Source organism: Methylobacterium sp. 13MFTsu3.1M2 (genome assembly GCF_900112625.1).
Classification (GTDB): Bacteria; Pseudomonadota; Alphaproteobacteria; order Rhizobiales; family Beijerinckiaceae; genus Methylobacterium.
The window spans coordinates 23,295-47,104 of sequence record NZ_FOMM01000029.1; the positions used below are offsets into that span (position 1 = coordinate 23,295).

Annotated in this window: 22 protein-coding genes; 11 read left to right on the forward strand and 11 right to left on the reverse strand. The window is 70.8% G+C overall.

Features of this window, described 5'->3' with window-relative positions; genetic code table 11:
* Positions 1-9 precede the first annotated feature (9 nt).
* Entirely contained in the window at positions 10-630 is a 621-nt protein-coding gene (locus BM314_RS24820) for a GNAT family N-acetyltransferase (protein WP_020095299.1), read from the forward strand.
* 77 nt (positions 631-707) lie between these two features.
* Here BM314_RS24820 and hpnH read toward each other — a convergent pair whose 3' ends face one another.
* The gene (gene hpnH / locus BM314_RS24825) at positions 708-1,871 is read right to left on the reverse strand and encodes an adenosyl-hopene transferase HpnH (protein ID WP_020095300.1); all 1,164 of its coding nucleotides are present in this window, start codon (positions 1,869-1,871) and stop codon (positions 708-710) included.
* Positions 1,872-2,491: 620 nt separating this feature from the next.
* On the opposite strand from hpnH, the gene BM314_RS24830 reads away from it, so the two are divergent.
* Positions 2,492-5,158: an MMPL family transporter gene (locus tag BM314_RS24830; protein WP_056529641.1), complete on the forward strand. Its 2,667-nt coding sequence runs from the start codon at positions 2,492-2,494 to the stop codon at positions 5,156-5,158.
* Positions 5,159-5,203: 45 nt separating this feature from the next.
* Here the strand turns inward: BM314_RS24830 and BM314_RS24835 are convergent, their stop codons facing one another.
* The 6 genes from BM314_RS24835 to BM314_RS24860 form a co-directional block, all read right to left on the reverse strand.
* The gene (locus tag BM314_RS24835) at positions 5,204-6,079 is read right to left on the reverse strand and encodes a bifunctional helix-turn-helix transcriptional regulator/GNAT family N-acetyltransferase (RefSeq protein WP_091980926.1); all 876 of its coding nucleotides are present in this window, start codon (positions 6,077-6,079) and stop codon (positions 5,204-5,206) included.
* A 32-nt stretch (positions 6,080-6,111) separates the two neighbouring features.
* Positions 6,112-6,954 carry a hopanoid biosynthesis-associated protein HpnK gene (hpnK, locus tag BM314_RS24840; protein WP_091683193.1) on the reverse strand — a complete coding sequence of 281 codons (843 nt, stop codon included), beginning with the start codon at positions 6,952-6,954 and terminating at the stop codon, positions 6,112-6,114.
* A gap of 121 nt (positions 6,955-7,075) precedes the next feature.
* Complete coding sequence (gene hpnJ, locus BM314_RS24845; protein ID WP_056529596.1) at positions 7,076-8,509, reverse strand: hopanoid biosynthesis associated radical SAM protein HpnJ; 1,434 nt, start codon at positions 8,507-8,509, stop codon at positions 7,076-7,078.
* A 57-nt stretch (positions 8,510-8,566) separates the two neighbouring features.
* Positions 8,567-9,775 carry a bacteriohopanetetrol glucosamine biosynthesis glycosyltransferase HpnI gene (gene hpnI / locus BM314_RS24850; protein WP_020095305.1) on the reverse strand — a complete coding sequence of 403 codons (1,209 nt, stop codon included), beginning with the start codon at positions 9,773-9,775 and terminating at the stop codon, positions 8,567-8,569.
* A gap of 86 nt (positions 9,776-9,861) precedes the next feature.
* Positions 9,862-10,485 carry an MlaC/ttg2D family ABC transporter substrate-binding protein gene (locus tag BM314_RS24855; RefSeq protein ID WP_020095306.1) on the reverse strand — a complete coding sequence of 208 codons (624 nt, stop codon included), beginning with the start codon at positions 10,483-10,485 and terminating at the stop codon, positions 9,862-9,864.
* Positions 10,476-11,588, reverse strand: coding sequence for a flippase-like domain-containing protein (locus BM314_RS24860; protein WP_091980928.1), 1,113 nt, complete (start codon positions 11,586-11,588; stop codon positions 10,476-10,478). Before BM314_RS24860 ends, BM314_RS24855 begins: the two co-directional genes overlap by 10 nt.
* 210 nt (positions 11,589-11,798) lie before the next feature.
* Here BM314_RS24860 and BM314_RS24865 point away from each other — a divergent pair, with 210 nt between their 5' ends.
* Entirely contained in the window at positions 11,799-12,974 is a 1,176-nt protein-coding gene (locus tag BM314_RS24865; RefSeq protein ID WP_091980931.1) for an amidinotransferase, read from the forward strand.
* A 75-nt stretch (positions 12,975-13,049) separates the two neighbouring features.
* Here BM314_RS24865 and BM314_RS24870 read toward each other — a convergent pair whose 3' ends face one another.
* Entirely contained in the window at positions 13,050-14,060 is a 1,011-nt protein-coding gene (locus BM314_RS24870) for an alpha/beta fold hydrolase (protein ID WP_091980933.1), read from the reverse strand.
* A 181-nt stretch (positions 14,061-14,241) separates the two neighbouring features.
* On the opposite strand from BM314_RS24870, the gene BM314_RS24875 reads away from it, so the two are divergent.
* Together BM314_RS24875 and kdsA are read left to right on the forward strand one after the other, a co-directional pair.
* Positions 14,242-14,730: a hypothetical protein gene (locus BM314_RS24875; RefSeq protein WP_056529583.1), complete on the forward strand. Its 489-nt coding sequence runs from the start codon at positions 14,242-14,244 to the stop codon at positions 14,728-14,730.
* A 10-nt stretch (positions 14,731-14,740) separates the two neighbouring features.
* Entirely contained in the window at positions 14,741-15,595 is an 855-nt protein-coding gene (kdsA, locus tag BM314_RS24880; RefSeq protein WP_020095311.1) for a 3-deoxy-8-phosphooctulonate synthase, read from the forward strand.
* Positions 15,596-15,600: 5 nt separating this feature from the next.
* On the opposite strand, the gene BM314_RS24885 is transcribed toward kdsA, so the two are convergent.
* On the reverse strand, positions 15,601-16,275 hold the full coding sequence (locus tag BM314_RS24885) for a class I SAM-dependent methyltransferase (protein ID WP_091980936.1): 675 nt from the start codon (positions 16,273-16,275) through the stop codon (positions 15,601-15,603).
* 316 nt (positions 16,276-16,591) lie between these two features.
* On the opposite strand from BM314_RS24885, the gene BM314_RS24890 reads away from it, so the two are divergent.
* Positions 16,592-16,930, forward strand: a complete 339-nt coding sequence (locus BM314_RS24890; RefSeq protein ID WP_012317985.1) for a hypothetical protein — start codon at positions 16,592-16,594, stop codon at positions 16,928-16,930.
* A 64-nt stretch (positions 16,931-16,994) separates the two neighbouring features.
* Here the strand turns inward: BM314_RS24890 and queF are convergent, their stop codons facing one another.
* Positions 16,995-17,447, reverse strand: coding sequence for a preQ(1) synthase (gene queF / locus BM314_RS24895; protein WP_091980940.1), 453 nt, complete (start codon positions 17,445-17,447; stop codon positions 16,995-16,997).
* A 195-nt stretch (positions 17,448-17,642) separates the two neighbouring features.
* Between queF and eno the strand changes: the two genes are divergently transcribed.
* A complete protein-coding gene (gene eno / locus BM314_RS24900; protein WP_012317987.1) occupies positions 17,643-18,932 on the forward strand; it encodes a phosphopyruvate hydratase in 1,290 nt (429 codons plus the stop codon).
* A gap of 104 nt (positions 18,933-19,036) precedes the next feature.
* Positions 19,037-19,333, forward strand: coding sequence for a DUF3574 domain-containing protein (locus tag BM314_RS24905; RefSeq protein ID WP_280141643.1), 297 nt, complete (start codon positions 19,037-19,039; stop codon positions 19,331-19,333).
* Positions 19,334-19,402: 69 nt separating this feature from the next.
* Here BM314_RS24905 and BM314_RS24910 read toward each other — a convergent pair whose 3' ends face one another.
* Positions 19,403-20,605 (reverse strand): adenylate/guanylate cyclase domain-containing protein, encoded by a 1,203-nt coding sequence (locus BM314_RS24910; protein WP_091980942.1) that lies wholly within the window; start codon positions 20,603-20,605, stop codon positions 19,403-19,405.
* 112 nt (positions 20,606-20,717) lie between these two features.
* Here BM314_RS24910 and BM314_RS24915 point away from each other — a divergent pair, with 112 nt between their 5' ends.
* The 3 genes from BM314_RS24915 (at position 20,718) to BM314_RS24925 (ending at position 23,784) form a co-directional block, all read left to right on the forward strand.
* On the forward strand, positions 20,718-21,029 hold the full coding sequence (locus tag BM314_RS24915) for an FtsB family cell division protein (protein WP_012317989.1): 312 nt from the start codon (positions 20,718-20,720) through the stop codon (positions 21,027-21,029).
* Positions 21,030-21,200: 171 nt separating this feature from the next.
* Positions 21,201-22,286: a pyruvate dehydrogenase (acetyl-transferring) E1 component subunit alpha gene (gene pdhA / locus BM314_RS24920; protein ID WP_020095317.1), complete on the forward strand. Its 1,086-nt coding sequence runs from the start codon at positions 21,201-21,203 to the stop codon at positions 22,284-22,286.
* Positions 22,287-22,341: 55 nt separating this feature from the next.
* Positions 22,342-23,784: a pyruvate dehydrogenase complex E1 component subunit beta gene (locus BM314_RS24925; RefSeq protein WP_091980945.1), complete on the forward strand. Its 1,443-nt coding sequence runs from the start codon at positions 22,342-22,344 to the stop codon at positions 23,782-23,784.
* The last annotated feature ends 26 nt before the right edge of the window (positions 23,785-23,810 follow it).

The window sequence follows — 23,810 nt, forward strand, 5'->3', positions numbered from 1 at the left end:
AGGGGATCGATGCTGCCGGAGACCGGAATCCCGACTCTCACACCGGGCTACGCGGCGGTGCCGCCCGGCCATCTCGCCACGATCGTCACCAGCCTGGAAATGCTGCGCCCGCCGCCCCCGCGGCCCGGACGGCCGTTCCCGCCCGGGCTCGCCCTCGAGCCCCTGGAACGCACCGACCCGGAGACCTACCGGAGCCTGTTCCGGGCGGTGGGCGCCGACTGGCTCTGGTTCTCGCGCCTCACCCTGGCCGACGAAGCCCTGGCGGCGATCCTGGCCGACCGGGATGTCGAGATCCTCGCGCTGCGGCGGGACGGGCGGAACGTCGGCATGCTGGAACTGGATTTCCGCCGGCCCGGCACCTGCGAGCTGGTCTTCCTCGGACTGACCGGGGACGCGGTCGGTACCGGGATCGGCCGCACGCTGATGAACGCGGCGATCGGCCGGGCCTGGGCGCGCCCGATCGCGCGGTTCTGGGTGCATACCTGCACGCTGGACCATCCCGGCGCGCTCGCCTTCTACCGGCGCTCCGGCTTCGTTCCTTTCGCGATCCACGTCGAGGTCGCGCCCGATCCGCGGCTCGACGGGACCCTGCCGCGCGACTGCGCCCCGCACGTGCCGCGGCTCGGCTGAGGCGCCGCGGGGTCTGGACACGAAGAGACCTGCGGCCTCGCGGCCGCGGGTCTCGTGTCGTCAGTCGCGCGCGCCGGTCAGGCGGCGGTGCGCTTGCGGGCTTCCTGCTTCGTGTCGACGCCGGCCGCTTTGATCTCGGACAGCTTCTGCGCGACGTTGCGCGAGAACACGAATTCGGCCGGGCGCTGGTTCTCCAGGCTGACCTCGGGCGCCATCTCGCCCTCGGTCTTGATGCCGCGGATCGCGTGCACCAGCGGCTTCCAGGGCTTGCGGACCGAATCGACCACCGAGGAGGCCTCGTAGCCCGAGTGGACCATGCAGTCGGCGCACTTCTCGTAGTTGCCGGTGCCGTAGGCGTCCCAGTCGGTGGTCTCCATCAGCTCCTTGAAGGTCGCCGCGTAGCCCTCGCCGAGCAGGTAGCAGGGCTTCTGCCAGCCGAACACGGTGCGGGTCGGGTTGCCCCACGGGGTGCAGTGGTAGGTCTGGTTGCCGGCCAGGAAGTCGAGGAACAGGCCCGACTGCTGGAAGGTCCACTTCTCGCGGCCCTTCTCCTTGCCGTGCCGGAACACGCCGCGGAACAGGTCCTTCGTCGCCTTGCGGTTCAGGAAGTGCTTCTGGTCGGGGGCGCGCTCGTAGGCGTAGCCGGGGGAGACGGTGATGCCGTCGATGCCCATCCGGGTCACGCTGTCGAAGAAGTCGGCGATCTTCTCCGGCTGGGAATTGTTGAAGAAGGTGCAGTTGATGGTGACCCGGAAGCCCATCTCCTTGGCCTTCGCGATCGCCGCCACGGCCTTGTCGTAGACGCCGCGCTGGCACACCGACTGGTCGTGCATCTCCTTGTCGCCGTCCAGATGGATCGACCACGTGAAGTACGGGCTCGGCTTGTACTCCTTGATCTTCTTCTCGAGGAGCAGCGCGTTCGTGCAGACGATCGCGAACTTCTTCTGGGCGATGATGCCCTCGACGATCTGCGGCAGGTCCTTGTGGAGGAGCGGCTCGCCGCCGGCGATCACCACCACCGGGGCGCCGCACTCGCGCACCGATTCGAGCGCGTCGGCGACCGGAAGGCGCTTGTTCAGGATCTCGTCCGGGTAGTCGATCTTGCCGCAGCCAGCGCAGGCTAGGTTACAGCGGAACAGCGGCTCCATCATCATCACAAGCGGGTAACGCTTGCGGCCCGTGAGGTGCTGCTTCAGGATGTAGCCGCCGATCTTCGCGACGTACCGGAGGGGGATACCCAAGATTGCGGCTCCTTACTTCGTCGGCCCCGGGACATCGGGGTGCTTAACGCGAAAAAATCTCGAATTCCAGCCATCTAGCTTGGAACTAATCTGAAATGACCCCGTTTGGGCGGGGCGATGACATCTTATTCCGTGCCTGACGCAACGGCGCCACATGGACCGCGCTTGCGGAGCCCGTGGGCGGACGCGCCCGATCGTTGAGGACAGCACGTGCATTGCGTCGGCAATACGACCGGAATCCCACGATTCGGGTGGCCGCGCCAGAAACGCCGTGCGCTAGCGCACACGGGCGGGCGCGGGATGCGCGCCACGGCGGCCGCGTTGCAATCTGGCATCGCCCTCTTTACTGAGCCTCGTGGCCGCGATGCAAGTCCCGGCCCGCGGCGGGTGTCCCGACCGCGGACCGCATCGGGCGCAATCAGTCGGGTGCCGGGCGCGCGCGGCGCGCTCGGATCGGGCGGTGTGGCGTTCCTCGAACCCGATGCGCACCCGGCCGAATCGCGGAGCGTCGCGCGGCGGAGCCCTGAGCCCGCCCGTGTCGGTGGCCCGGGTTCGGACCGGACAGATGGCAGGAGCCGGTCGCGCACGGGGCGCGTCCGATGCGAACAGGCAGGGTGCTCGTGATCGAAAGTCTCGTCGCGTTCTCGGTGCGGTATCGGTGGATCGTGATCGCCTTCACGGCGTTCCTCACGGTCGCGAGCCTCGGAGTCGCGGCGCACCTGTTCCGAATCAACACCGACGTTGAGCGGCTGATCGACCCGAAGGAGCCGTGGCGGCAGGACGAGATCAATTTCGAGAAGGCGTTCCCGCAGCGCAGCAACACCATCGTCGCGGTCATCAACGGCGAGACGCCGGAAGAGACCGAGGAGGCGGCCGCCAACCTCGCCAAGGCGCTCACGGCGCACAAGAACCTGATCGAGACGGTCTACCGGCCTGACGGCGGCCCGTTCTTCAACAAGAACGGCCTGCTGCTGATGTCGCAGGCGGACCTCGACAAGACCCTGGAGGCGCTGACCCAGCAGCAGGGTCTGCTCGGGCCGCTCGCCGCCGACCCGTCGTTGCGGGGCATCATGCGGGTGCTGACGCTGGGCGCGCGCGGCGTGAAGACCGGCGACGCCAAGATCGAGGACCTCGAGAAGCCCATGGGGCAGATCGACGCCACCCTGCAGAAGGTGCTGGCGGGTCAGCGGGCGCGGATGTCCTGGCAGGAACTCCTGTCGGGGGGTGAGACCAGCGTCACCGACAAGATGAAGTTCGTGGTGATCCAGCCGGTCCTCGACTTCAACGCCCTGGAGCCCGGCTACCAGGCGACCAAGCTGATCCGCAACGTCGCCAAGGATCTCGGGATCGACGCCCAGAACGGCTTGCGGATGCGCCTGACCGGCACGGTGGCGGTGGCGGACGAGGAGTTCGCGACGCTGTCGGAGGATGCCGGCCTCAACAACAGCATCATCGTCGGCGCGATCGTGCTGTTCCTGTGGCTGGCCCTGCGCTCGGGCAAGCTCGTCGGCGCGGTGATCATCACCACCTTCGCGGGCCTCGTGGTCACGGCCGCCCTGGGCCTCATCATGGTCAAGGAGCTGAACCCGATCTCGGTGGCCTTCGCGGCCCTGTTCGTCGGGCTCGGCATCGATTTCGGCATCCAGTTCTCGGTGCGCTACCGGGCCGACCGCTACGAGCAGCCGACGCTGGAGAGCGCGATCCGCGCCGCGGCCCGGGGCGTCGGCTGGTCGCTGACGCTCGCCGCGGTGTCGCTGGTGGCGGGCTTCTTCGCCTTCCTGCCCACGGCCTTCCGCGGCGTGTCGGAGCTGGGCCTGATCGCCGGCGTCGGCATGATCGTGGCCTTCCTGTTCTCGCTGATCCTGCTGCCGGCCCTGATCGCGGTGTTCAAGCCGGTGGGCGAGAAGGCCGCGGTCCAGACCGACTGGCTCGTCGGCGTCGACCCGTGGATCATCCGGCACCGCAAGCCGATCCTGATCGGCGTCGGCCTCGTGACCCTGGCCGGCGCGCCGCTCCTCTGGCACCTGCCGTTCGACTCGAACCCGATGCACCTGCGCAGCGCCAAGACGCAGTCCATCGCGACCTACCTGGACCTGATCAAGAATCCCGAGACCAGCCCGAACTTCATCGACGTGCTGGCGCCCAGCGTCGCGGAGGTCCCGTCGCTGTCGAAGACGCTCCTGGCCCTGCCGGTCACCGCCTCGGTCAACAGCATCGACACCTTCGTGCCGCGGGATCAGGACAAGAAGCTGGCCCAGATCGCCGACACGGCCCAGCTGCTGGACCCGGTGCTCAATCCCGGCCGCCGGCCGCCGCCGCCGACCGACGCCGACAACGTCAAGGCGCTCAAGGACGCCGCCGCGGCGCTCAACGGCCTCTCGGCCGACGCCAAGGGCGACGCGAAGGGCGCCCAGGAGGCCAAGCAGCTCGCCGGCACCCTGGACAAGCTCGCCGCCGGCCCGGTCCAGCTGCGCGAGGCGGCCTCGGTGGCGCTCACCAAGGATCTGGTGCCGCTGCTCGCCCGCCTGCGCGACCTGCTGCATCCCGAGAAGATCACGCTGGACAACCTGCCGCCGCAGCTGAAGGCCGACTGGGTGGCGGCGGACGGACGGGCGCGCATCGAGGTTCACCCGAAGGGCGACTCGAACGACGACACCGTGCTCCGCCGGTTCTCGGACGAGGTCCTGAAGGTCGCCCCGCACGCGACCGGCGCGCCCGTGGCCACCACGCAGTCGAGCTACACGATCCTGGGCGCCTTCGTGCAGGCGGCGGTGACGGCCTTCGTGCTGATCTTCGTCATCCTCTCGGTCGCCCTGCGCAAGCCGTGGGACGTGGCGATGACCCTCGGCCCGCTGGTGATCGCGACGCTCTGGACGCTGATGGCGATGCGCATCGTCGGCATGCCGCTGAACTTCGCCAACATCATCGCCCTGCCGCTGATGCTCGCGGTCGGCGTGGCGTTCCACATCTACTACGTGATCGCGTGGCGGGCGGGGGTGACCGACATGCTCGCCTCCAGCCTGACCCGGGCGATCTTCTTCTCGGCGCTGACCACGGGCAGCGCCTTCGGGTCGCTGGTCCTGTCGAGCCATCCGGGCACGGCCAGCATGGGCAAGCTGCTGGCGCTGTCGCTGTTCTTCACCCTGGTGGCGGCGTTCTTCGTGGTTCCGGCGACCCTCGGCGAGCCGCCGGAGCAGCCCGACGAGGATCGTCCGGAAGCCGAGAAGGCGGCCGGCGCGGCCCTGCGCAAGTCCGCCCCGCACCAGGATCCGGTGCCCGCCAAGTAGAAGCCGCGCAGCGCCGGCCGGTCGCGGCGGGCGCTTCGGAGGGCCTCAGAGGGCCTTCTCGAAGAAGTGGTCCGGATAGGGATCGTCGTTGAAGCGGTCGATCTCCACCCAGCCCGACCGCCGGTAGAGCGTAAGGGCCTCGGGGAGGGCACTGTTGGTGTCGAGCCGCAGCGTCCGGATCCCGAGGTCGCGGGCGGCGGCCTCGGCCTCCCGCATCAGCCGCCTGGCGAGGCCCAGCCCGCGCGCCGCGGGATCGACCCAGAGCCGCTTGATCTCCGCCACCGCGCCGCCGCCTCCCTTGAGCCCGACGCATCCGACCGGCAACCCGTCGGCGCACGCGAGCAGGAACACGCCGCGCGGCCGCACCATGGCGGCGGCCTCCGGGTCGCACGACAGGGCGACGTCGAACCCGCCGGCAAACCGGGTCGCGAGCTCGGCGTAGTAGGCGGCGAGGCAGGCGCGGGCGCCCGCGTCGGTCGGGTCGGCCTCCCCGATCGCGATGGCGTCGCGTCCGAGGGCCAGGGCGACCCGGTCCATGGCGTGCAACAGCGCGTCCACCTGCGGGGCGCGCTCCAGCAGGGCGACGGCGCGGGCATCCGACAGCGCCTCGTAGGCCGCGAACTCGCGCCGCCCGGCCTCGGTCAGGGAGGCGACCCGGCGGCGGGCATCCGCGGGATGCGGCGCGGTCGCCACCAGCCCCTCCTCCTCCAGGCTCCGCAGGAGACGGCTCATCAGGCCGGAATCGAGACCGAGATAGGCGCGGATCTCGCCGATCTCCGCGCGGCCCGCGCCGATGGCGTTCAGGACCCGCGCCGCGCCCAGGGGACGGCCGCGACCGAGGAACGAGGAATCGAGCGCGCCGACCTCGGCGGTGACCGCGCGGGCGAAGCGGCGGACGCGGGCGATCTCGGCAGGCTCCATGTTATCTGACTAAAGTCAGATAACGACCTGGGTCAACCGAGGAAGTCGGAGAACCCGCCGCGGACGGCGCCCGACGCGTCGGCGGCCGACCGGGATGCGGGGGCGGTCAGGGCGTCGCGCTCGTCGGCGTAGCGGTAGCCCGGCGCCTCGCCGGGGAAGCCGCCGGCGGTGGCCGGATGGGTGTAGAGCTCGGTTAGGCCGTCCGGAAGTTCGGCCAGCAGGGCCGCGACGCGGGCGGGCGTCATGGCGCCGGACCATGCGAGGCCGAGGGTGCGGTCGGGGATCAGCAGCCCGGCCTGCCGGGCGCGGACGGCGAGCAGCGCCGCCCAGGGCGCGATGTCGAGGGCGGCTCGCGGCCGCGCGCCGGGCTCGGCGCGGCGCAGGATCTCGCGCGGCTCCCGCGGCACCCGCAGGGCGCGCATCCCGAAATCGCGGCCGACGCGCAGCACCGCCCCGGCGATCAGCGGGTGGACGTGGAAGTGCTTGTGGGCGTTGACGTGGTCCAGCGGCAGGCCGGTGGCCCGGTAGGCCTCGAACTGCGCACGGATCTCGGCGGCGAGCTGGCGCCGGGCCGCCGGCCTGCGGGCGAAGTCGAGGCCGAGGCGGGCCATGTCGGCCCGCATCAGGCCGGCCTCGTCCGTCAGGTCGGGAAGCTGTTCCGCCGGCAGGGTCGGCCACGCCTCCACGAGAACGAGGTGCAGCCCGACCCGCAGGGACGGCATCCGCCGGGCCCGCGCCACAGCGTCGGCGGCGGCCGGCGCCGAGACCATCAGGCTCGCCGCCGTGAGGATCCCGTCGCGATGGGCCTGCTCGACGGCCTCGTTGACCTCGGGGCTCAGCCCGAAATCATCCGCGGTGACGACCAGACGCTTCACGGTAACCTCGTAACGGGTGTCGAGAGGGCTCGCCCTCTCGCGGGTCCAGGGCGGAGCCCTGGAAGAGGGGCGGGGCTCCGCCCCGCTCCCCGCCGGGGCCCCAGGCCCCGGACCCCTGACTTCAGGCCGCCTTGGCGGTGCCCTGACGCTCCTTGAGGAAGCGGTAGAACTCGACGCCCTCGCGCAGGCGGCGCTTCATCATGTCGGGCGAGCGCACCATCTCGCTGACGATCGAGGCGATCTTCGGCGCCCGGAAGTAGAACTTCTTGTAGAACTCCTCGACCGAGGTGAAGATCTCGGTGTGGGAGAGGTGCGGGTAGTGCAGCGGCGCGACCTGCACGCCGTTCTCGTCGACGAGCTCGGCGTTCTCGATGTCGAGCCAGCCGTTCTCCACCGCCTGCTTGTACAGGAAGGTGCCCGGGTAGGGCGCCGCCAGCGAGACCTGGATCGTGTGCGGGTTGATCCGCTTGGCGAAGGCGATCGTCTCCTGGATCGTCTCCTTCGTCTCGCCCGGCAGGCCGAGGATGAAGGTGCCGTGGATGGCGATGCCGAGGTCGTGGCAATCCTTGGTGAACTTCTCGGCGACCTCGACCCGCATGCCCTTCTTGATGTTGTGCAGGATCTGCTGGTTGCCGGACTCGTAGCCGACCAGCAGCAGGCGCAGGCCGTTCTCCTTGAGCACCTTCAGGGTCTCGCGCGGCACGTTCGCCTTGGCGTTGCACGACCACGTGACGCCGAGCTTGCCGAGCTCGCGGGCGATCTCCTCCGCGCGCGGCAGGTTGTCGGTGAAGGTGTCGTCGTCGAAGAAGAACTCCTTGGTCTGCGGGAACTCCTTCAGGCAGTACTTGATCTCCTCGATCACGTGGGCGACCGAGCGGGTGCGGTAGGTGTGGCCGCCGACCGTCTGCGGCCAGAGGCAGAAGGTGCAGCGGCTCTTGCAGCCCCGGCCCGAGTAGAACGAGATGTAGGGGTGCTTCAGGTACCCGATGAAGTACTTCTCCATCTCCAGGTCGCGCTTGTAGACGCTGGTGACGAAGGGCAGCTGATCCATGTCGGTCATGATCTCGCGGTCCTCGTTGTGGACCACGACACCGTTGGCGTCGCGATAGGACAGCCCCTTGATCTCCGACATCGGGACGCCGTCGGCGACCTCCTTGACGGTGAAGTCGAACTCGTTGCGGGCGCAGAAATCGACCACCGGGGCCTGGGCCATCGCGCCGGCGGCGTCGACCGCGACCTTGGCGCCGATCAGGCCGGCGATGAGCTTCGGGTTGGCGGCCTTGAGCGCCTCGATCGTCTTCACGTCGGACTTGAAGGACGGCACCGAGGTGTGGAGCACGACGAGGTCGAAGTCGTTGGCCTGGGCCACGATCTCGGCGAGCTTGATGTTGTGCGGCGGCGCGTCGATCAGCTTCGAGTTCGGCACCAGGGCGGCCGGCTGGGCCAGCCAGGTCGGGTACCAGAACGACTTGATCTCGCGCTTGGCCTGGTAACGGGAGCCGGCACCGCCGTCGAAACCGTCGAAGGTGGGGGCCTGGAGGAAGAGCGTGCGCATGGGGTTCAAGGCCTCAGGGCAATGCCGGGGGAGGGGCGGAGGACGAGGGAGCCGGGTTCAGCGGAGCGGCGCGCCGGCATCGCGGCCGAGTTCGGCGTCCGGGATCAGGGTGCCATCCGCAACCACGTGATAATCGTGACCTTTCCATGTCACCGCCCCCGACACGAAGGCCCAGGAGAAGTTCAGGAAGGAGAGGATGTCGCGGATCGGCAACAGTCCGTAGGGGTGCGGGGCGAGGCCGAAGGCCCGCTCCAGCTGCCGGCAGAGCAGCACGCGGCTCGCCAGCGCCGCGGCGGCGACCCAGAGGGCGCCGGTGCCGGCGCCGGGCAGGAGCGCGCCCAGCAGGGCGAGCGGGAAGGCGTGGGTGACGATCGAGCCGGCGTAGCCCGCCGGGTCGACGGTGCGGATCGTCCGGTTCCAGCGCAGCTCGTGCCGCCACAGGCCGGAGAGATCGGTGTCGACGCTGGTGTGGCCGATCGTGAAGCTCGGGATCACCACCCGGCCGCCGAGGCCGCGCAGGGCGGCGCCGATGGCGTAATCGTCCGCCAGATCGTTGCGGAAGGTGCGGAAGCCGCCGACCGCCTCCAGGCTCGCCCGGGTGAAGGCCACGGTGGAGCCGAAGCAAGGCTTCGCCAGACCGAGGCTCAGGCCCATCACGACGTTGGGCAGGAAGTGGGTGTCGATCGCGAGCGTCGAGAGCTGGTCGTACAGGCCCCGGAAGGCCGGGACCCCGTGGTACAGGCAGGTGACGCCGGTGACGCCGTCCTGGGACAGCTCCGCGACGAGGCGCTCGAGGTAGTCGGGCCCCACCACCATGTCGCTGTCGGCCAGCACCACCACGTCGTGGGCGATGGCCTCGGCCATGTTGATCAGGTTCGAGACCTTGCGGTTCGATCCGTGCTGCCGGCCGTCGATCACGAGGTCGATGCGGGCCTCGGGATAGGCCTGCTGCAGGCGCTCGACCACGCCGATCGCGGGATCGGTGGGCTTCTGGACGCCGAACAGGACCTGGACCGGCCCGGCGTAATCCTGGCGCAGCACGGTCTCGAGATTCGCGTAGAGATTGGGCTCGAGGCCGCAGAGCGGCTTCAGCACGGTCACGGAGGGCCGCGTCGCGCCGGCGGGCAGCACCGGCGGGCGGCGGCCCGCGTAGCGGCCCGCGCACATGGCGGCGGCCAGCCCGTAGACGCAGCCCGCCGCCGCCAGGATCAGGCAGAGCAGCGAGAGCCACGAGAGGCCGAGCAGCGCCAGGGAGGAGACATCCATCCGGTCGGATCCGTGCGATCGTCCGGCCGCCGAGGCGGCGATGGCCGCGAACGGCCGGTTCAGGTCGGCGCAGGCGCCGGCGCCGCTCAGGGCGTCGGCTTGGCCGCGAGCATGCCGTCGGCCCGCGCCCGGAGGAACTTCACGACGCCGTCGGCGCCCCCGGACTTCAGCGGCGCCGACAGGGCGTTCCGCTGCGCGGCGATCTCGCTGACGTCGCCGTTGAGCAGGACGTCCTGGATGCGGTTGTCGGCGTTGACGACGAAGTCCACGGCGGAATCGTCGCCGTCCGCGGCGGTGACGCGGGTCGGCACCACGCGCTGGGCGCCCCGCTCCTCGACCTTCGGGGTCACGTCGAACTTGCCGCCGGCGGCGCGGGCCAGGCGGTTGGCGTAGGTCACGGTCAGGCTGCGCTTGAAGGCGTCGATCACCGCCGCCTGCTGCTCCGGGGTGAAGCTCGACCATTTCGAGCCCACCGCGATGCGGGTCATGGCGGGGAAGTCGAACGCCTTGTCGAGCGCGGGGCCGACGGCCTCGACCCGGGCCGGCAGGGGGCCGGGCCCGTCCTTCAGCGCGGCCGAGAAGGCGGCGTAGAGGTCGCGCACGGTCTGAACGGCCGGATCGTCCGCGGCCCGTGACGGGGCCGGGACGAGCAGGGTCAGGGCCAAGGGAGCGGCGATGAGGGCGGCCGCGAGCCGGCGGGTCAGGCGCACTTCTTCAACTCCTCGCCGTCGCCGAGCCGCGCCCCCATGCGCGGCGGAGCGTAGCTGTAGAACGGGCCGAGGGTGGCGGGCTGCGCGACCCTCTTGGCCTTGCGCCCGGCCTCCGGCTCAGGCTCGCGCTCCTCTTCCTCGGGCGTCTCGGACCGGAGCCTGGACTCGATCCGGTGCCAGAGCAGGAGGCTCGGGAGCCCGACGCCGAGATCGGCGAAGCGCTTGACCAGCGACAGGGCGAGCGCCGCCTCGGCCGGGATATTGAACAGGCCGCACAGGGCGATCAGGCCGCCCTCCTGCGCGCCCAGGGCGCCGGGCACCGCGAAGGCGGCGCCGCGCACGGCCTGGGCGAGGCTCTCGATCATGAGCGCCTGCGCGAAATCGATCGGGTAGCCCATGAACCGCAGGCAGACATAGACCTCGAGCGTGCCGATCACCCAGCCGGCGAGGTGGACCACCAGGGCCAACGCGAAGCGACCGTGGTTGCCGTAGAGCCGGCGCAGGCTGTCGTAGAGCTGGTCGATGGCGCCGAAGGCCCGCCACTCGCGCCCGGAGGCGAAGCGGCTGAGCAGCGCCTGGATCAGGCGATGACCGGCCTTGCGCTGGATCAGGTAGAAGGCGCCGAGCGCCGGGACCGCCAGGGCCAGCCCGCCCTCGACCGTGTGGGCGATCGGTCCGTCACCGGAGATCAGGACCAGCAGGGCGAGGCCGGCCACCGTGAACAGGAGCTGCGTCAGCGCCTGGGTCATCAGGTCGACGAACATGCTGGCGCCCGCGAGCGCGCCCGGAACGTTGCGCTTCGACAGGAGGCGGGCGCCGACGAAGTCACCGCCGACGGTGGCGACGGGCAGCAGCGTGTTGATGCCCTCGCGGACGAAGCGGAGCGAGATGCAGTCGGCGAGCTTGGTCGCGCCGGCGGGGAACACGACGTACCAGCCGAGCCCCGCCCAGGCGACGGCCACGAAGCGCGCGAGCACCACCAGGGCGGCGCCCCAGCCGGCGCTCACGACGGCGGCCGACACATCCTCCAGGCCGGAGGACATGAACAGGCCGACGACCGTGCACAGACCGGCGATCGAGGCCAAGGTCGTCAGGCGCTTCATTGTCGTCTTTCAAGCTCGCGTAAGGCTTGATGCGGGAAATCGGTCACGGTCGCGGCAGAAATAGGTCCATCGGCCCGGGAACGTTTCTGTCACGTTGCAGCACGGATTAGCGGTGTCTATCACCCGTTTGACACACCGAGGGCCAAAGCGGCGGCGGGGCGGAGAAGCCCGCGCAGAAGGCCGCGGCACGTCGCAGAAGGGGCACACGTCATGGAGCGCGAATCACCGATCACGGCCCTGGAGGCCGTGACCGACGACACGCATGCGGGCGGTCTCCCGGGCGGGACCGGACCGGGCGTGCCGGCTCCCCAGTCGCCGGTGATGGCCTGGAACGAGTGGGATCCGCTGGAGGAGGTCATCGTCGGCTCGCTCGACGGCGCCACGATCCCGACTCACCACCTGACGGTGATCTTCAACCTGCCGCGCGCCGCGCAGCCGTTCTACCGGCTGGCGAGCGGCTGGAAATATCCGAAGTTCATGAAGAAGCTCGCCCAGGCCGAGCTCGACAACTTCATCACCATCCTGGCCGGCGAGGGCGTGAAGGTCCGCCGCCCCGACGCGGTGGATTTCTCGAAGAAGTTCAAGGCGCCGCGCTGGTCCTCCCGCGGCTTCTGCGTCGCCTGCCCGCGCGACCCGTACCTCGTGATCGGCGACGAGATCATCGAGAGCCCGATGTGCTGGCGCTCGCGCTACTTCGAGGGCGACGCCTACCGGTCGCTGTTCAAGGAGTACTTCCGCGCCGGCGCCCGCTGGACCTCCGCGCCGCGGCCCCAGCTGACCGACGACCTCTACAACTACGATTACCGGGTGCCGAACCTGAAGGCCGGCGAGCCCATGCAGTTCACGGTCAACGAGTTCGAGCCGGTCTTCGACGCCGCCGACTTCGTCCGCTGCGGCCGCGACCTGTTCGTGACCCGCTCCAACGTGACGAACCTGATGGGCATCGAGTGGCTGCGCCGCCACCTCGGCCCGGGCTTCCGCATCCACGAGATCGAGAGCCGCTGCCCGCAGCCGATGCACATCGACTCGTCGTTCATGCCGCTCGCCCCCGGCAAGGTTCTGGTGAACCCGGACTACGTCGACGTCGAGAAGCTCCCGGCCGTGCTCAAGAAATGGGACGTGCTGGTCGCCCCGCGCCCCGACCCGGTCGAGGGCTTCATGAGCAAGATCTCGATGTGCTCGCCCTGGACCTCGATCAACGTCCTGGCGATCACCGAGAAGAAGATCGTCGTCGACCAGAGCCAGCCGACGCTGATCAAGGCCCTGAAGGACTGGGGCTTCGACCCGATCCCGGCGCCGTTCCTCAGCTACGGCCCGTTCGGCGGCTCGTTCCACTGCGCGACCCTCGACGTCCGCCGCCGGGGCGTGCTGAAGTCCTACTTCTAGGATCAAGGCGCCGGGCACGTCGTCGTCCCGGGGCGCCGCGAGCGCCCCGGGACGACGGAGGACGGCGCGCGGTGCCTACCGCGCCGCGATCCCGGCGATCAGCGCCGCATTGAACCCCTCCGGGTCCGACATCTGCGGCGCGTGGCCGAGATCCGGGAACTCCACGAGCCGCGCGCCCGGGATGGCCCTGGCGGCCGCCTTGCCGAGCTCGGGATAGTTGCCGAGGCTCGCCCGCACCTCCGGCGGCGCGAGGTCCTTGCCGATCGCCGTGTTGTCCTTCTGACCGATCAGGAGCAGCGTCGGCACCGCGATCTGCGGGAACCGGTAGACCACCGGCTGGGTGAGGATCATGTCGTAGAGCAGGGCCGAGTCCCAGGCGACCGCCTCCTTGCCGGGGCCGTTGTTGAGGCCCGCGAGCATCGTGACCCAGGGCTCGTAGCGGGGCTCCCAGGCGCCGGCGTAGTAGGTCGCCGTCTCGTAGGCCCGGATCGAGGCCGCCGTCACCTTCAGCTCGCGCTGGTACCATTGCTCCACCGAGGTCGGCGGCACGCCCTTGGCGGCCCAGTCCTCCAGGCCGATCGGGTTGACCAGCACGAGCTGCTCCACCGCCTTCGGGTAGAGCAGGGCGTAGTGGGCCGCCAGCATGCCGCCCGTCGAGTGGCCGACCAGGATCGGCCGCTCGATCCCGAGCTTGTCCAGGAGCGCGCGGGTGTTCTCGGCGAGCTGCCGGAAGGTGAACTGGTAGGCTGCCGGCTTGCTCGACTTGCAGAAGCCGATCTGGTCCGGCGCGATGACCCGGTACCCGGCGGCGTTGAGCGCCCGGATCTGGCTCTCCCAGGTGGCGGCGCAGAAGTTCTTGCCGTGCAGGAGCACGGCGGTCCGGCCGTTCGGCGTCGCCGGCCGGACGTCGAGATAGGCCATCTGCAGCGGCTGGTGCTGCGACGTGAACGGGAACCGCTCCACCGGGAACGGGTAGGCGAAGCCCTCGAGTTCGGGCCCGTAGGTCGGCTGCTGGGGCGGCTCTGCGGAAGCGTGCCCGGCCGGCACCAGGGCCAGCAGGACGGAAGCGAGGAGGGTTCGAAGCATGGCCGCGTCGGAGCCTGATCTGCGAGCGGCGTGCGGCGCCGCGCCGCCCGCTCAGATCGGTCATCCGGCTGTTCCTGTCCACGTCCCGCGGAGCGGCGCGGCTTCGCGCCCGCCGCAGGGCGCGCTATCTCCCGGGCGCGCTATATGCCGGGCGCGACCGTCTCCCGCCGCGGATGTCCCGATGCTGCGCCTCACCACCCTGACCGCCCTCGCCGGCGCGCTCCTCCTCGGGCCGGCCCCGGCCCGGGCGGCGGATGCCTGCGACGTCCTCGCCGCGCGGGTGATCCGCACCACCGGCGCCTCCCTGGCGGGGCGGGCCGGCCCCGTCGCGGTGTTCCGGGCACAGGATGCCGAGCGGCTGAGCCTCGATTGCCGCGCGCCCGCCCGGATCACCGTGGCCTCCCGCGAGCGCGAGCCGGCGCCGGCCTACTTCGTCCTGATCGGCCGCGCCGCGCAGGCGCTCGCCGGGGCGGACGCCGCCGCGGTCGAGGTGCTGGCGCTCAACCTCCACCAGGCCAGCCTGCTGGCCGATGCCCCGCGCCGGGGTGGCGCCGGCCGGATCCTGATGCTGTGCGAGACCGGCCCGCGCGCGGACGCCCTCCGGGAGGACCGCACGGTCTGTCGGGTCGCGCCCCGGCCCGGGCTTTCGCGGATCCGCCGCGCGGGCTAGACCGGCCGGCATGTCGAAGATCGAGACACCCGGCCCCGTCGTCCAAGTCGGCGACGCGCGCTTCGCCAACCACCTGCCGCTGACGCTGATCGCCGGCCCCTGCCAGCTCGAGGGGCGCCAGCACGCCCTGGAGATCGCCGCCGCTCTCAAGGAGATGGCCGCGGGTCTGGGCGTCGGCCTCGTGTTCAAGACCTCCTTCGACAAGGCCAACCGCACCTCGGGCAGCGCCGCCCGGGGCATCGGCCTCGACGGGGCGCTCCCGGTCTTCGCCGAGATCCGCGAGACCCTCGGGCTGCCGGTGCTGACCGACGTGCACGCCGCCGAGCAGTGCGCCCCCGCCGCCGAGGCGGTGGACGTGCTTCAGATCCCCGCCTTCCTGTGCCGCCAGACCGACCTGCTGCTGGCCGCCGCCGCCACCGGCCGGGCGGTCAACATCAAGAAGGGCCAGTTCCTGGCGCCCTGGGACATGAAGCACGTCGCCGCCAAGGTGACGGAGGCGGGCAACCCCAACGTCATCGTCACCGAGCGCGGCGCCTCGTTCGGCTACAACACGCTGGTGTCGGACATGCGCAGCCTGCCGATCATGGCGCAGGTCACGCAGGGCGCGCCGGTGGTGTTCGACGCCACCCACTCGGTGCAGCAGCCCGGCGGGCAGGGGGCGAGTTCCGGCGGACAGCGGGAATTCGTCGCCGTCCTCGCCCGCGCCGCCGTGGCGGTGGGCGTGGCGGGGGTGTTCATCGAGACCCATCCCGACCCCGACCGGGCGCCCTCCGACGGCCCCAACATGGTGGCGCTGAAGGACATGCCGGCCCTGCTCGAGGAACTCCTCGCCTTCGACCGCCTCGCCAAGCGCCGGGCCGCCTGACCGGCTCAGGCGGCCGCCGGCTCCAGGACGTGGATCCGCAGCGGCTGGACGAGGCCGAACTGCCCGTCGGCCTCGCGCGCGGCGGCCTTGAGGAAGGCCTCCTCGACCACGGAGCGCCGGTCCCGGATGGTCGCCTCGCGGGCCGGGTCCACGGCTCTGACGCGGGCGAGGAAGGCGTCGAGCGAGTCGAAGCGCTCGCGCCGCGCGATCGTCGCGTCGCGGCGGCACGCGTAGGCGCCGCGGGCGAGGGCGGCCGCGATGGCGTCCTGGGCGGCGGCGCGGATCGCGGTCTCGTCCTCGATCGGCCGCAGGGCGTCGAAGAAGCTGCCCTCCGCCAGGGGCTCCACCACGACGAGCAGCCCGCCCGGGGCCAGGACGCGGGCCGCCTCGGCGAGGGCCGCCGCCGGGTCCGGGACGTGGTGGAGGGAATTCAGCATCACGGCGCCGTCGAAGCTGGCGTCCGGGAAGGGCAGGGCCTCGCCGGTCGCGGCCTCGAAGCGCGCCTCCGGCACGGCGGCCCGCGCCCGGGCGAGCGCCGCGGCGCCGGGATCGATCCCGGTGACCCGCGCGCCCGCGTCGACCAGCCGCCGCGCGAGCGTCCCGGCGCCGCACCCGATATCGACGACCCGCTTGCCGGCCAGCGGCGCGAGGCTCTCGCGGATCAGGGTCAGGGCATCCATCGTCGGTCCTCCCGGCAGATCCGTAGCACGCCCGACCCGCGGCGGGGCGGATTTCCATCTCCGGGACCGGTCGTCCGCCGCGCCGGCCCGCCGCGGCGTTTCAGGTGTTCCCGAAGACTCGCCGCAAGAGTTCGAGCGGTTCCGGAAGAGCCGCACCCAAGCTTGACCGCACTCATCGAAGCGGCGGCCACGCTGAACAACGGTTCATAATCCCGACTGGGTGCGGATCCGCACGCAAGTCCGGCGTGAAATCTGGAACTGTCCGGATGCGGCCACGTTATTGGGCATGTTCGATCAGGGATCGAGAAGGAACACTATGCGCAAGATCGGTATCATCGCCACTGCCGCCGCCATGGCTCTCGGCAGTGTTGCCGTCACCACGAGCGCCGAGGCGCGGCCTTACGGCTACCACGGCGGCTACGGCGGCTACGGTCACGGCTACTACCGCGGCCGTCGCGGCATCGGCACCGGCGCCGCGATCGGCCTCGGCATCGCCGGCCTCGCGGCCGGTGCGATTGCCGCGGGCGCGGCCCGCGACAGCTACTACGGCGGCGGCTACGGCTACGCCCCGTCCTACGGCTACGGCTACGCCCCGGTCTACGGCGGCTACGGCTACGCCGCTCCGGGCTACGGCTACTACGGCTACGGCTACTGAGATCGGAGATCCGGGAGGATCGGGGGCGACCGGCGCGAGCCGGTCGCCCTTTTCGTTGGCTCGGTCAGCGTCCGCGGTAGGGCGGCACGCCCGGGTCCGGCAGCCACGCGGTCTTCGGCAAGTCGCCCGTCTGCCAGAAGACGTCGATCGGGATTCCGCCGCGGGGATACCAGAACCCGCCGATTCGCAGGTAGCGCGGTTCCAGCAGGTCGCGGAGCCGCTTGCCGATCGCCACCGTGCAATCCTCGTGGAACGCTCCGTGGTTGCGGAACGATCCGAGGTAGAGCTTCAGCGACTTCGACTCCACCAGCCAGTCTCCGGGCACGTAGTCGATCACCAGGATCGCGAAATCCGGCTGCCCGGTGACCGGGCAGATCGAGGTGAATTCCGGCGCGGTGAAGCGGGCGACATAGTCGGTGTCCGCGTGCGGGTTCGGGACCCGGTCGAGTCGCGCCTCCTCGGGTGAGGTGGGGACGGGCGTCGGCTGGCCGAGCTGGAGGTCGTCGGTGGAGGTCATGGCCGGCCATATAGAGCCTGCCGGCGCCGCGCGCATCCGCCTGATCCGCGACGCTTTCCTGACAGGTCCCGGCTGTGCGCCGTCCGCCCCGGCGCTTGCCGCCGGCCGCGGCTTGACGGATAAGCCGCCGCGATGCGCCGCACCCTCCGATTGGGGCGCGGTCGCCGACCCGCGGCCCCCGCGAGAGGACGTTCCATGACCGCGATCACCAATATCAGCGCCCGCGAGATCCTCGACAGCCGCGGCAACCCCACGGTCGAGGTCGACGTCATCCTGGAGGACGGCTCCTTCGGCCGCGCCGCGGTGCCGTCGGGGGCCTCCACGGGCGCCCACGAGGCGGTGGAGCTGCGCGACGGCGACAAGAATCGCTTCCTCGGCAAGGGCGTGCTGAAGGCGGTCGAGGCGGCCCAGACCGAGATCCTCGACGCGATCGGCGGCATGGAGGCCGAGGACCAGGTCGCGGTCGACGAGGCGATGATCGAGCTCGACGGCACGCCCAACAAGGCCCGCCTCGGCGCCAACGCGATCCTCGGCGTGTCGCTGGCGGTGGCCAAGGCCGCGGCCGAGGCCTCGGGCCTGCCGCTCTACCGCTACGTCGGCGGCGTGCAGGGCCGGGTCCTGCCGGTGCCGATGATGAACATCATCAACGGCGGCGCGCACGCCGACAACCCGATCGACTTCCAGGAATTCATGATCATGCCGGTGGGCGCCGATTCGCTCGCCGAGGCCGTGCGCATGGGCTCCGAGGTGTTCCACACCCTCAAGGGCAAGCTGAAGAAGGCCGGCCACAACACCAATGTCGGCGACGAGGGCGGCTTCGCCCCGAACCTGCCGTCGGCCGAGGCCGCCCTCGACTTCGTGATGGACGCGATCAGCGCCGCCGGCTTCAAGCCGGGCCAGGACATGGCGCTCGCCCTCGACTGCGCCGCCACCGAGTTCTTCAAGGACGGCGCCTACGCCTACGAGGGCGAGGGCAAGACCCGCACCATCGAGGCGCAGGTCGACTACCTCGCGCAGCTCGTCGCCACCTACCCGATCGTCTCGATCGAGGACGGCATGTCGGAGGATGACTGGGCCGGCTGGAAGCTCCTGACCGACAAGATCGGTGACCGCTGCCAGCTCGTGGGCGACGACCTGTTCGTCACCAACGTCGAGCGCCTGTCCCGCGGCATCGCCGAGGGGACGGCCAACTCGATCCTGATCAAGGTCAACCAGATCGGCTCGCTCACCGAGACCCTGGCGGCGGTCGATATGGCCCAGCGCGCCGGCTACACCGCGGTGATGTCGCACCGCTCGGGCGAGACCGAGGACTCGACCATCGCGGACCTCGCGGTGGCCACCAATTGCGGGCAGATCAAGACCGGCTCGCTCGCCCGCTCGGACAGACTGGCCAAGTACAACCAGCTGATCCGCATCGAGGAGGGCCTGGGCCCGCAGGCGCTCTACGCCGGCCCGTCGGCGCTCAAGCAGCTCGCCCGCCGCTGATCGGTAAGATCCTGCTGGCCGGCCTGCTCGGTATCGGGGCGGCCGGCCCCGCCCGCGCGGACCCGCTCTGCGACGGTGCCCGCCCGACGCTCAGCGCGCAGCTGCTGTTCGGCCTGTCGCGGCCGGACGGCGGCCGCGTCTCGGGGGCGGCCTTCGACCGGTTCCTGGCCGAGCGGATCGCCCCGCGGTTCCCGGACGGGCTGACCGTGTTCGCCGGCCGGGGCCAGTGGCGCGGGCCGGACGGACGCATCGTCCGCGAGGCCGCCCGCATCGTCCTGATCGTCACCGAACCGACGCCCGAAGCGGTCGCCGCCCTGCGTGAGATCCGGGAGGCCTACCGGCGCCGCTTCGTGCAGGGCGCGGTCGGGCTGGTGCTCCAGCGGAGCTGCGCGCTGTTCTGACGACGTCAGCGCGGCGCCTCCCACTTTGTTCCGGGGCGCCGCAGGCGAGCCCGGAAGACGGCGCTCGCCTCAGGTCATCGCCGCACCGGACGACTCCCCCGGCACGGTCCAGACCCGCATCGGCCGCGACAGGCCCCGCAACTCGATCGTCCCGACCGGCTCCAGCCGCCGGGCGCACCGCTCGGCGAAGGAGTCCGACACGAGGAGGTCGTGGCCGAGGGCGGCGCACTGGCTCTCGATCCGGCTCGCCTCGTTGACCGCCCGTCCGATGATCGTGAAATCGAGGCGCCGCTCGGTCCCGACATTGCCGTACATCACCGTCCCGAAATGCACGACGCCCTCGGCCGGCAGCTCCGGCAGCCCCTCGGCGCGGCGGCGGGCGTTGAGCGCCGCGTTGGCGGCGAGGCCCTCGATCGCGGCGTCGAGCGCCGCACCGCAGACCGGGCAGGGGAGGGTGTCGGCGTCCGGGACCGGGAAGATCGCCAGGAAGCCGTCGCCGAGGAATTTCAGGATCTCGCCGCCGTGCCGCGCCACCGGATCGCCGAGGGCGTCGAAATGCTCGTTGAGCCACGTGACCATGTCGGCCGGATCCACCCGGTCGGCCAGGGCCGTGAAGCCGCGCAGGTCGGTCAGCAGGATCGCCGCCGGCACGGCCCGCCCCTCGCCCCTCCGGATCTGACCGTCGAGGATGCGCTCGGCGGTCGACCGGCCGAGATAGGTGGCCGAGACTTCCCGGAACGTGTGGGCGAGGCCCATCTTGGCCATCGCCAGCGTCAGGAACGGCAGGACGCCGGCGATCGCGGCGAGGTCCGCCTCGGTGAAGCCGGCGGCGGCGCGGGTGCAGAACGAGACCGCGATGCCCCGCAGCGCGGTGCCGGGAGCGAACTCGGCGATGTGCAGCACGTAGTCGACGCCGCCCTGCGCCCCGAGGGCCTTCAGGACCGGAAAGTCGACGGCCAGCCCGGGCGCGTCGAGGCGCCAGCGGCCGAAGGTCTCGCCCGTCTCCACGAGGGCGTAGACGGGGCTCAGGAGCCAGTCGCTCTCCTCGTCGGCGCCGTGGGCGTTGGCGACGTACGACATGCCCTCGCCCGCGTGCCAGTTCAGGCTGACGCCGCGCAGCGTCGGGTCCAGGGCCGGCGCCATGACGCTGACCCGCCAGACGGGAAGGCCGGCCTCGACCAGCGACTCGCAGAAGCCCGAGAGCAGGGTGTCGTGGTCGTCGGTCGCCGTGGCGTGCGCGGCGATCCAGCGTCCCAGATGCGTCAGGTCCATGCCTCAGGCTCGCCCCTGTTCGTCCCGGCCGCGGTCCGGCCCCGTCGCGGTCCTGTCCTGACCGCGGCGCGGTCGAAAAGAACCGTTAACCTTTCCGCGCGAGGGTCGCGCCATGGTCGTGCGCCGCCGAGTCAGAATGGTCGTGTTGCCGCTGGGTCTCTGGACCCTGTCGGCGCTCGTGGTCGGCTATTTCGTGTGGCAGGCCGAGAGTGGCAACCGCGGCCTCGAGGCCAAGAAGGCCCTCAAGATCCGCGCCTACGGCCTCAGCCAGGAACTCGCCGCCGTGAAGGCCGAGCGCGCCGTCTGGGAGCACCGGGTGAACCTGCTCAAGAGCGATCAGATCGACCGCGACCTCCTGGAGGAGCGCGCCCGGATTGTCCTGGGCCGGGTCCACGCCAACGACGTGGTCATCATCACGCCCTGACAGGTCCGCGGAGGTCCCGCGATCGTCCCGCGGAAGTCCAGGGGATCGTTTTCCCTAGTCCCGAAAGTCCTCTGACAAGAGCGGCTTCCTGTCAGAGCGGCAGCCCTCGCTTTCCAATCGTCGCTGTCCTACACCCCCACGAAGTCGCGTGGAATCACGGGGAGAGCGCCGATGGACGCCGCCAAGGAGCCTGCCAAAGAGCCCGCCAAGGACGCGTCGTCCGCGCCGGTGCAGGCCGCGAGCCCTCAGGCCGCCGAGGCGCATCGCCCCGCGCCGAACATGCCCCAGTTCACGCGGGACGAGGATCTCCACGCCTATCACGAGATGCTGCTGATCCGGCGCTTCGAGGAGAAGGCCGGCCAGCTCTACGGCATGGGCCTGATCGGCGGCTTCTGCCACCTCTACATCGGCCAGGAGGCCGTGGTGATCGGCATGCAGATGGCCTCGGTCGAGGGCGACCAGGTCATCACCGGCTACCGCGACCACGGCCACATGCTCGCCTGCGGCATGGACCCGAAGGGCGTCATGGCCGAGCTGACCGGCCGCCGCGGCGGCTACAGCCGCGGCAAGGGCGGCTCGATGCACATGTTCAGCCGCGAGAAGCAGTTCTTCGGCGGCCACGGCATCGTCGGCGCGCAGGTCTCGCTCGGCACCGGCCTCGCCTTCGCCGACCATTACCGGGAGAACGGCAAGGTCAGCCTGACCTACATGGGCGACGGCGCCGCCAACCAGGGCCAGGTCTACGAGAGCTTCAACATGGCGGCCCTCTGGAAGCTGCCGGTCGTCTACGTGATCGAGAACAACCGGTACGCCATGGGCACCTCGGTGGCCCGGGCCTCGGCGCAGACGGACTTCTCGAAGCGCGGCCTCTCCTTCGGCATCCCCGGCGAGCAGGTCGACGGCATGGACGTGCGCACGGTGCGCGAGGCCGCGACCCGGGCGATCGAGCACGCCCGGACCGGCCAGGGCCCCTACATCCTGGAGATGCAGACCTACCGCTACCGCGGCCACTCCATGTCCGATCCGGCCAAGTACCGGACCAAGGACGAGGTCTCGAAGATGCGCGACGAGCACGACCCGATCGAGATGGTGCGCAAGCGCCTGCTCGAGCTGCACGCCGTGCCCGAGGCCGAGCTCAAGGCCACCGACGCCAAGGTCCGCGAGGTCGTGAACGCCTCGGCCGAGTTCGCCACCAACGATCCCGAGCCGGATCCGTCCGAGCTCTGGACCGACATCCTGCTCGAAGCGCACGCCTGAGCGCGGACGACAAAGCTGGCCGCCCCTTAACGAAAAGACGACCGCAGAGCTGAGCATGGCGACCGACATCCTGATGCCCGCCCTCTCGCCCACCATGGAGGAGGGCAAGCTCGCCAAGTGGCTGAAGAAGGAGGGCGACCCGATCAAGTCCGGCGACGTGCTGGCCGAGATCGAGACCGACAAGGCCACCATGGAGGTGGAGGCCATCGACGAGGGCATCCTCGCCAAGATCCTGATCGCCGAGGGCACCGAGGGCGTCGCGGTCAACACGCCGATCGCCGTCATCGCCGGCGAGGGTGAGGATCCGGCGAGCGTCCAGTCCGGCGGCGGCGCCAAGCCCAACGGCGCGGGCGGCCATCCGGCCCCGGCGCTCGACATGCAGGCCGAGGGCATGGCCGACAGGCCGGCCCCCGCGGCCAAGACCGGCGACGACGCCCCGAAGGCGCCGGCCGCGCCGGCCGTCATCACCAACAAGGCCCAAGAGCCGGTGATGGAGGAGTTCCCGGCCGACACGCCGATGGTCACCCAGACCGTCCGCGAGGCCCTGCGGGACGCCATGGCGGAGGAGATGCGCCGCGACGGCGACGTCTTCGTCATGGGCGAGGAGGTCGCCGAGTACCAGGGCGCCTACAAGGTCACCCAGAACCTGCTGCAGGAGTTCGGGCCGAAGCGCGTCGTCGACACCCCGATCACCGAGCACGGCTTCGCGGGCATCGGCGTCGGCGCGGCGCTGGCCGGCCTGAAGCCGATCGTCGAGTTCATGACCTTCAACTTCGCCATGCAGGCGATCGACCACATCATCAACTCGGCGGCCAAGACCCTCTACATGTCCGGCGGCCAGCTCGGCTGCCCGATCGTGTTCCGCGGCCCCAACGGCGCCGCCGCCCGCGTCGCCGCCCAGCACAGCCACGACTATTCCGCGTGGTACTCCAACGTGCCGGGTCTCAAGGTGATCGCGCCCTACACGGCCTCCGACGCCAAGGGCCTGCTCAAGGCCGCGATCCGCGACCCGAACCCGGTGATCTTCCTCGAGAACGAGATCCTGTACGGGCAGTCCTTCCCGGTTCCGAAGCTCGACGACTTCGTGCTGCCGATCGGCAAGGCGAAGATCCACCGCACGGGCAGCGACGTGACCATCGTGTCCTTCGCGATCGGCATGACCTACGCCCTCAAGGCCGCGCAGGCGCTGGCCGAGCAGGGCATCGAGGCCGAGGTGATCGACCTGCGCACGATCCGCCCGATGGACAGCGCGACGGTGGTGGAATCGGTCAAGAAGACCGGCCGCTGCATCACCGTGGAGGAGGGCTTCCCGCAATCCGGCATCGGCGCCGAGATCGTGGCCCGCCTGATGGTCGACGCCTTCGACTTCCTGGACGCGCCGGTCCTGCGCATCACCGGCAAGGACGTGCCGATGCCCTACGCGGCCAACCTCGAGAAGCTGGCGCTGCCGACGGTGGCGGAGGTCGTCGAGGCCGCCAAGAGCGTCTGCTACAAGTGACGGGCGCGCGGGCGACGCCGTCGCCC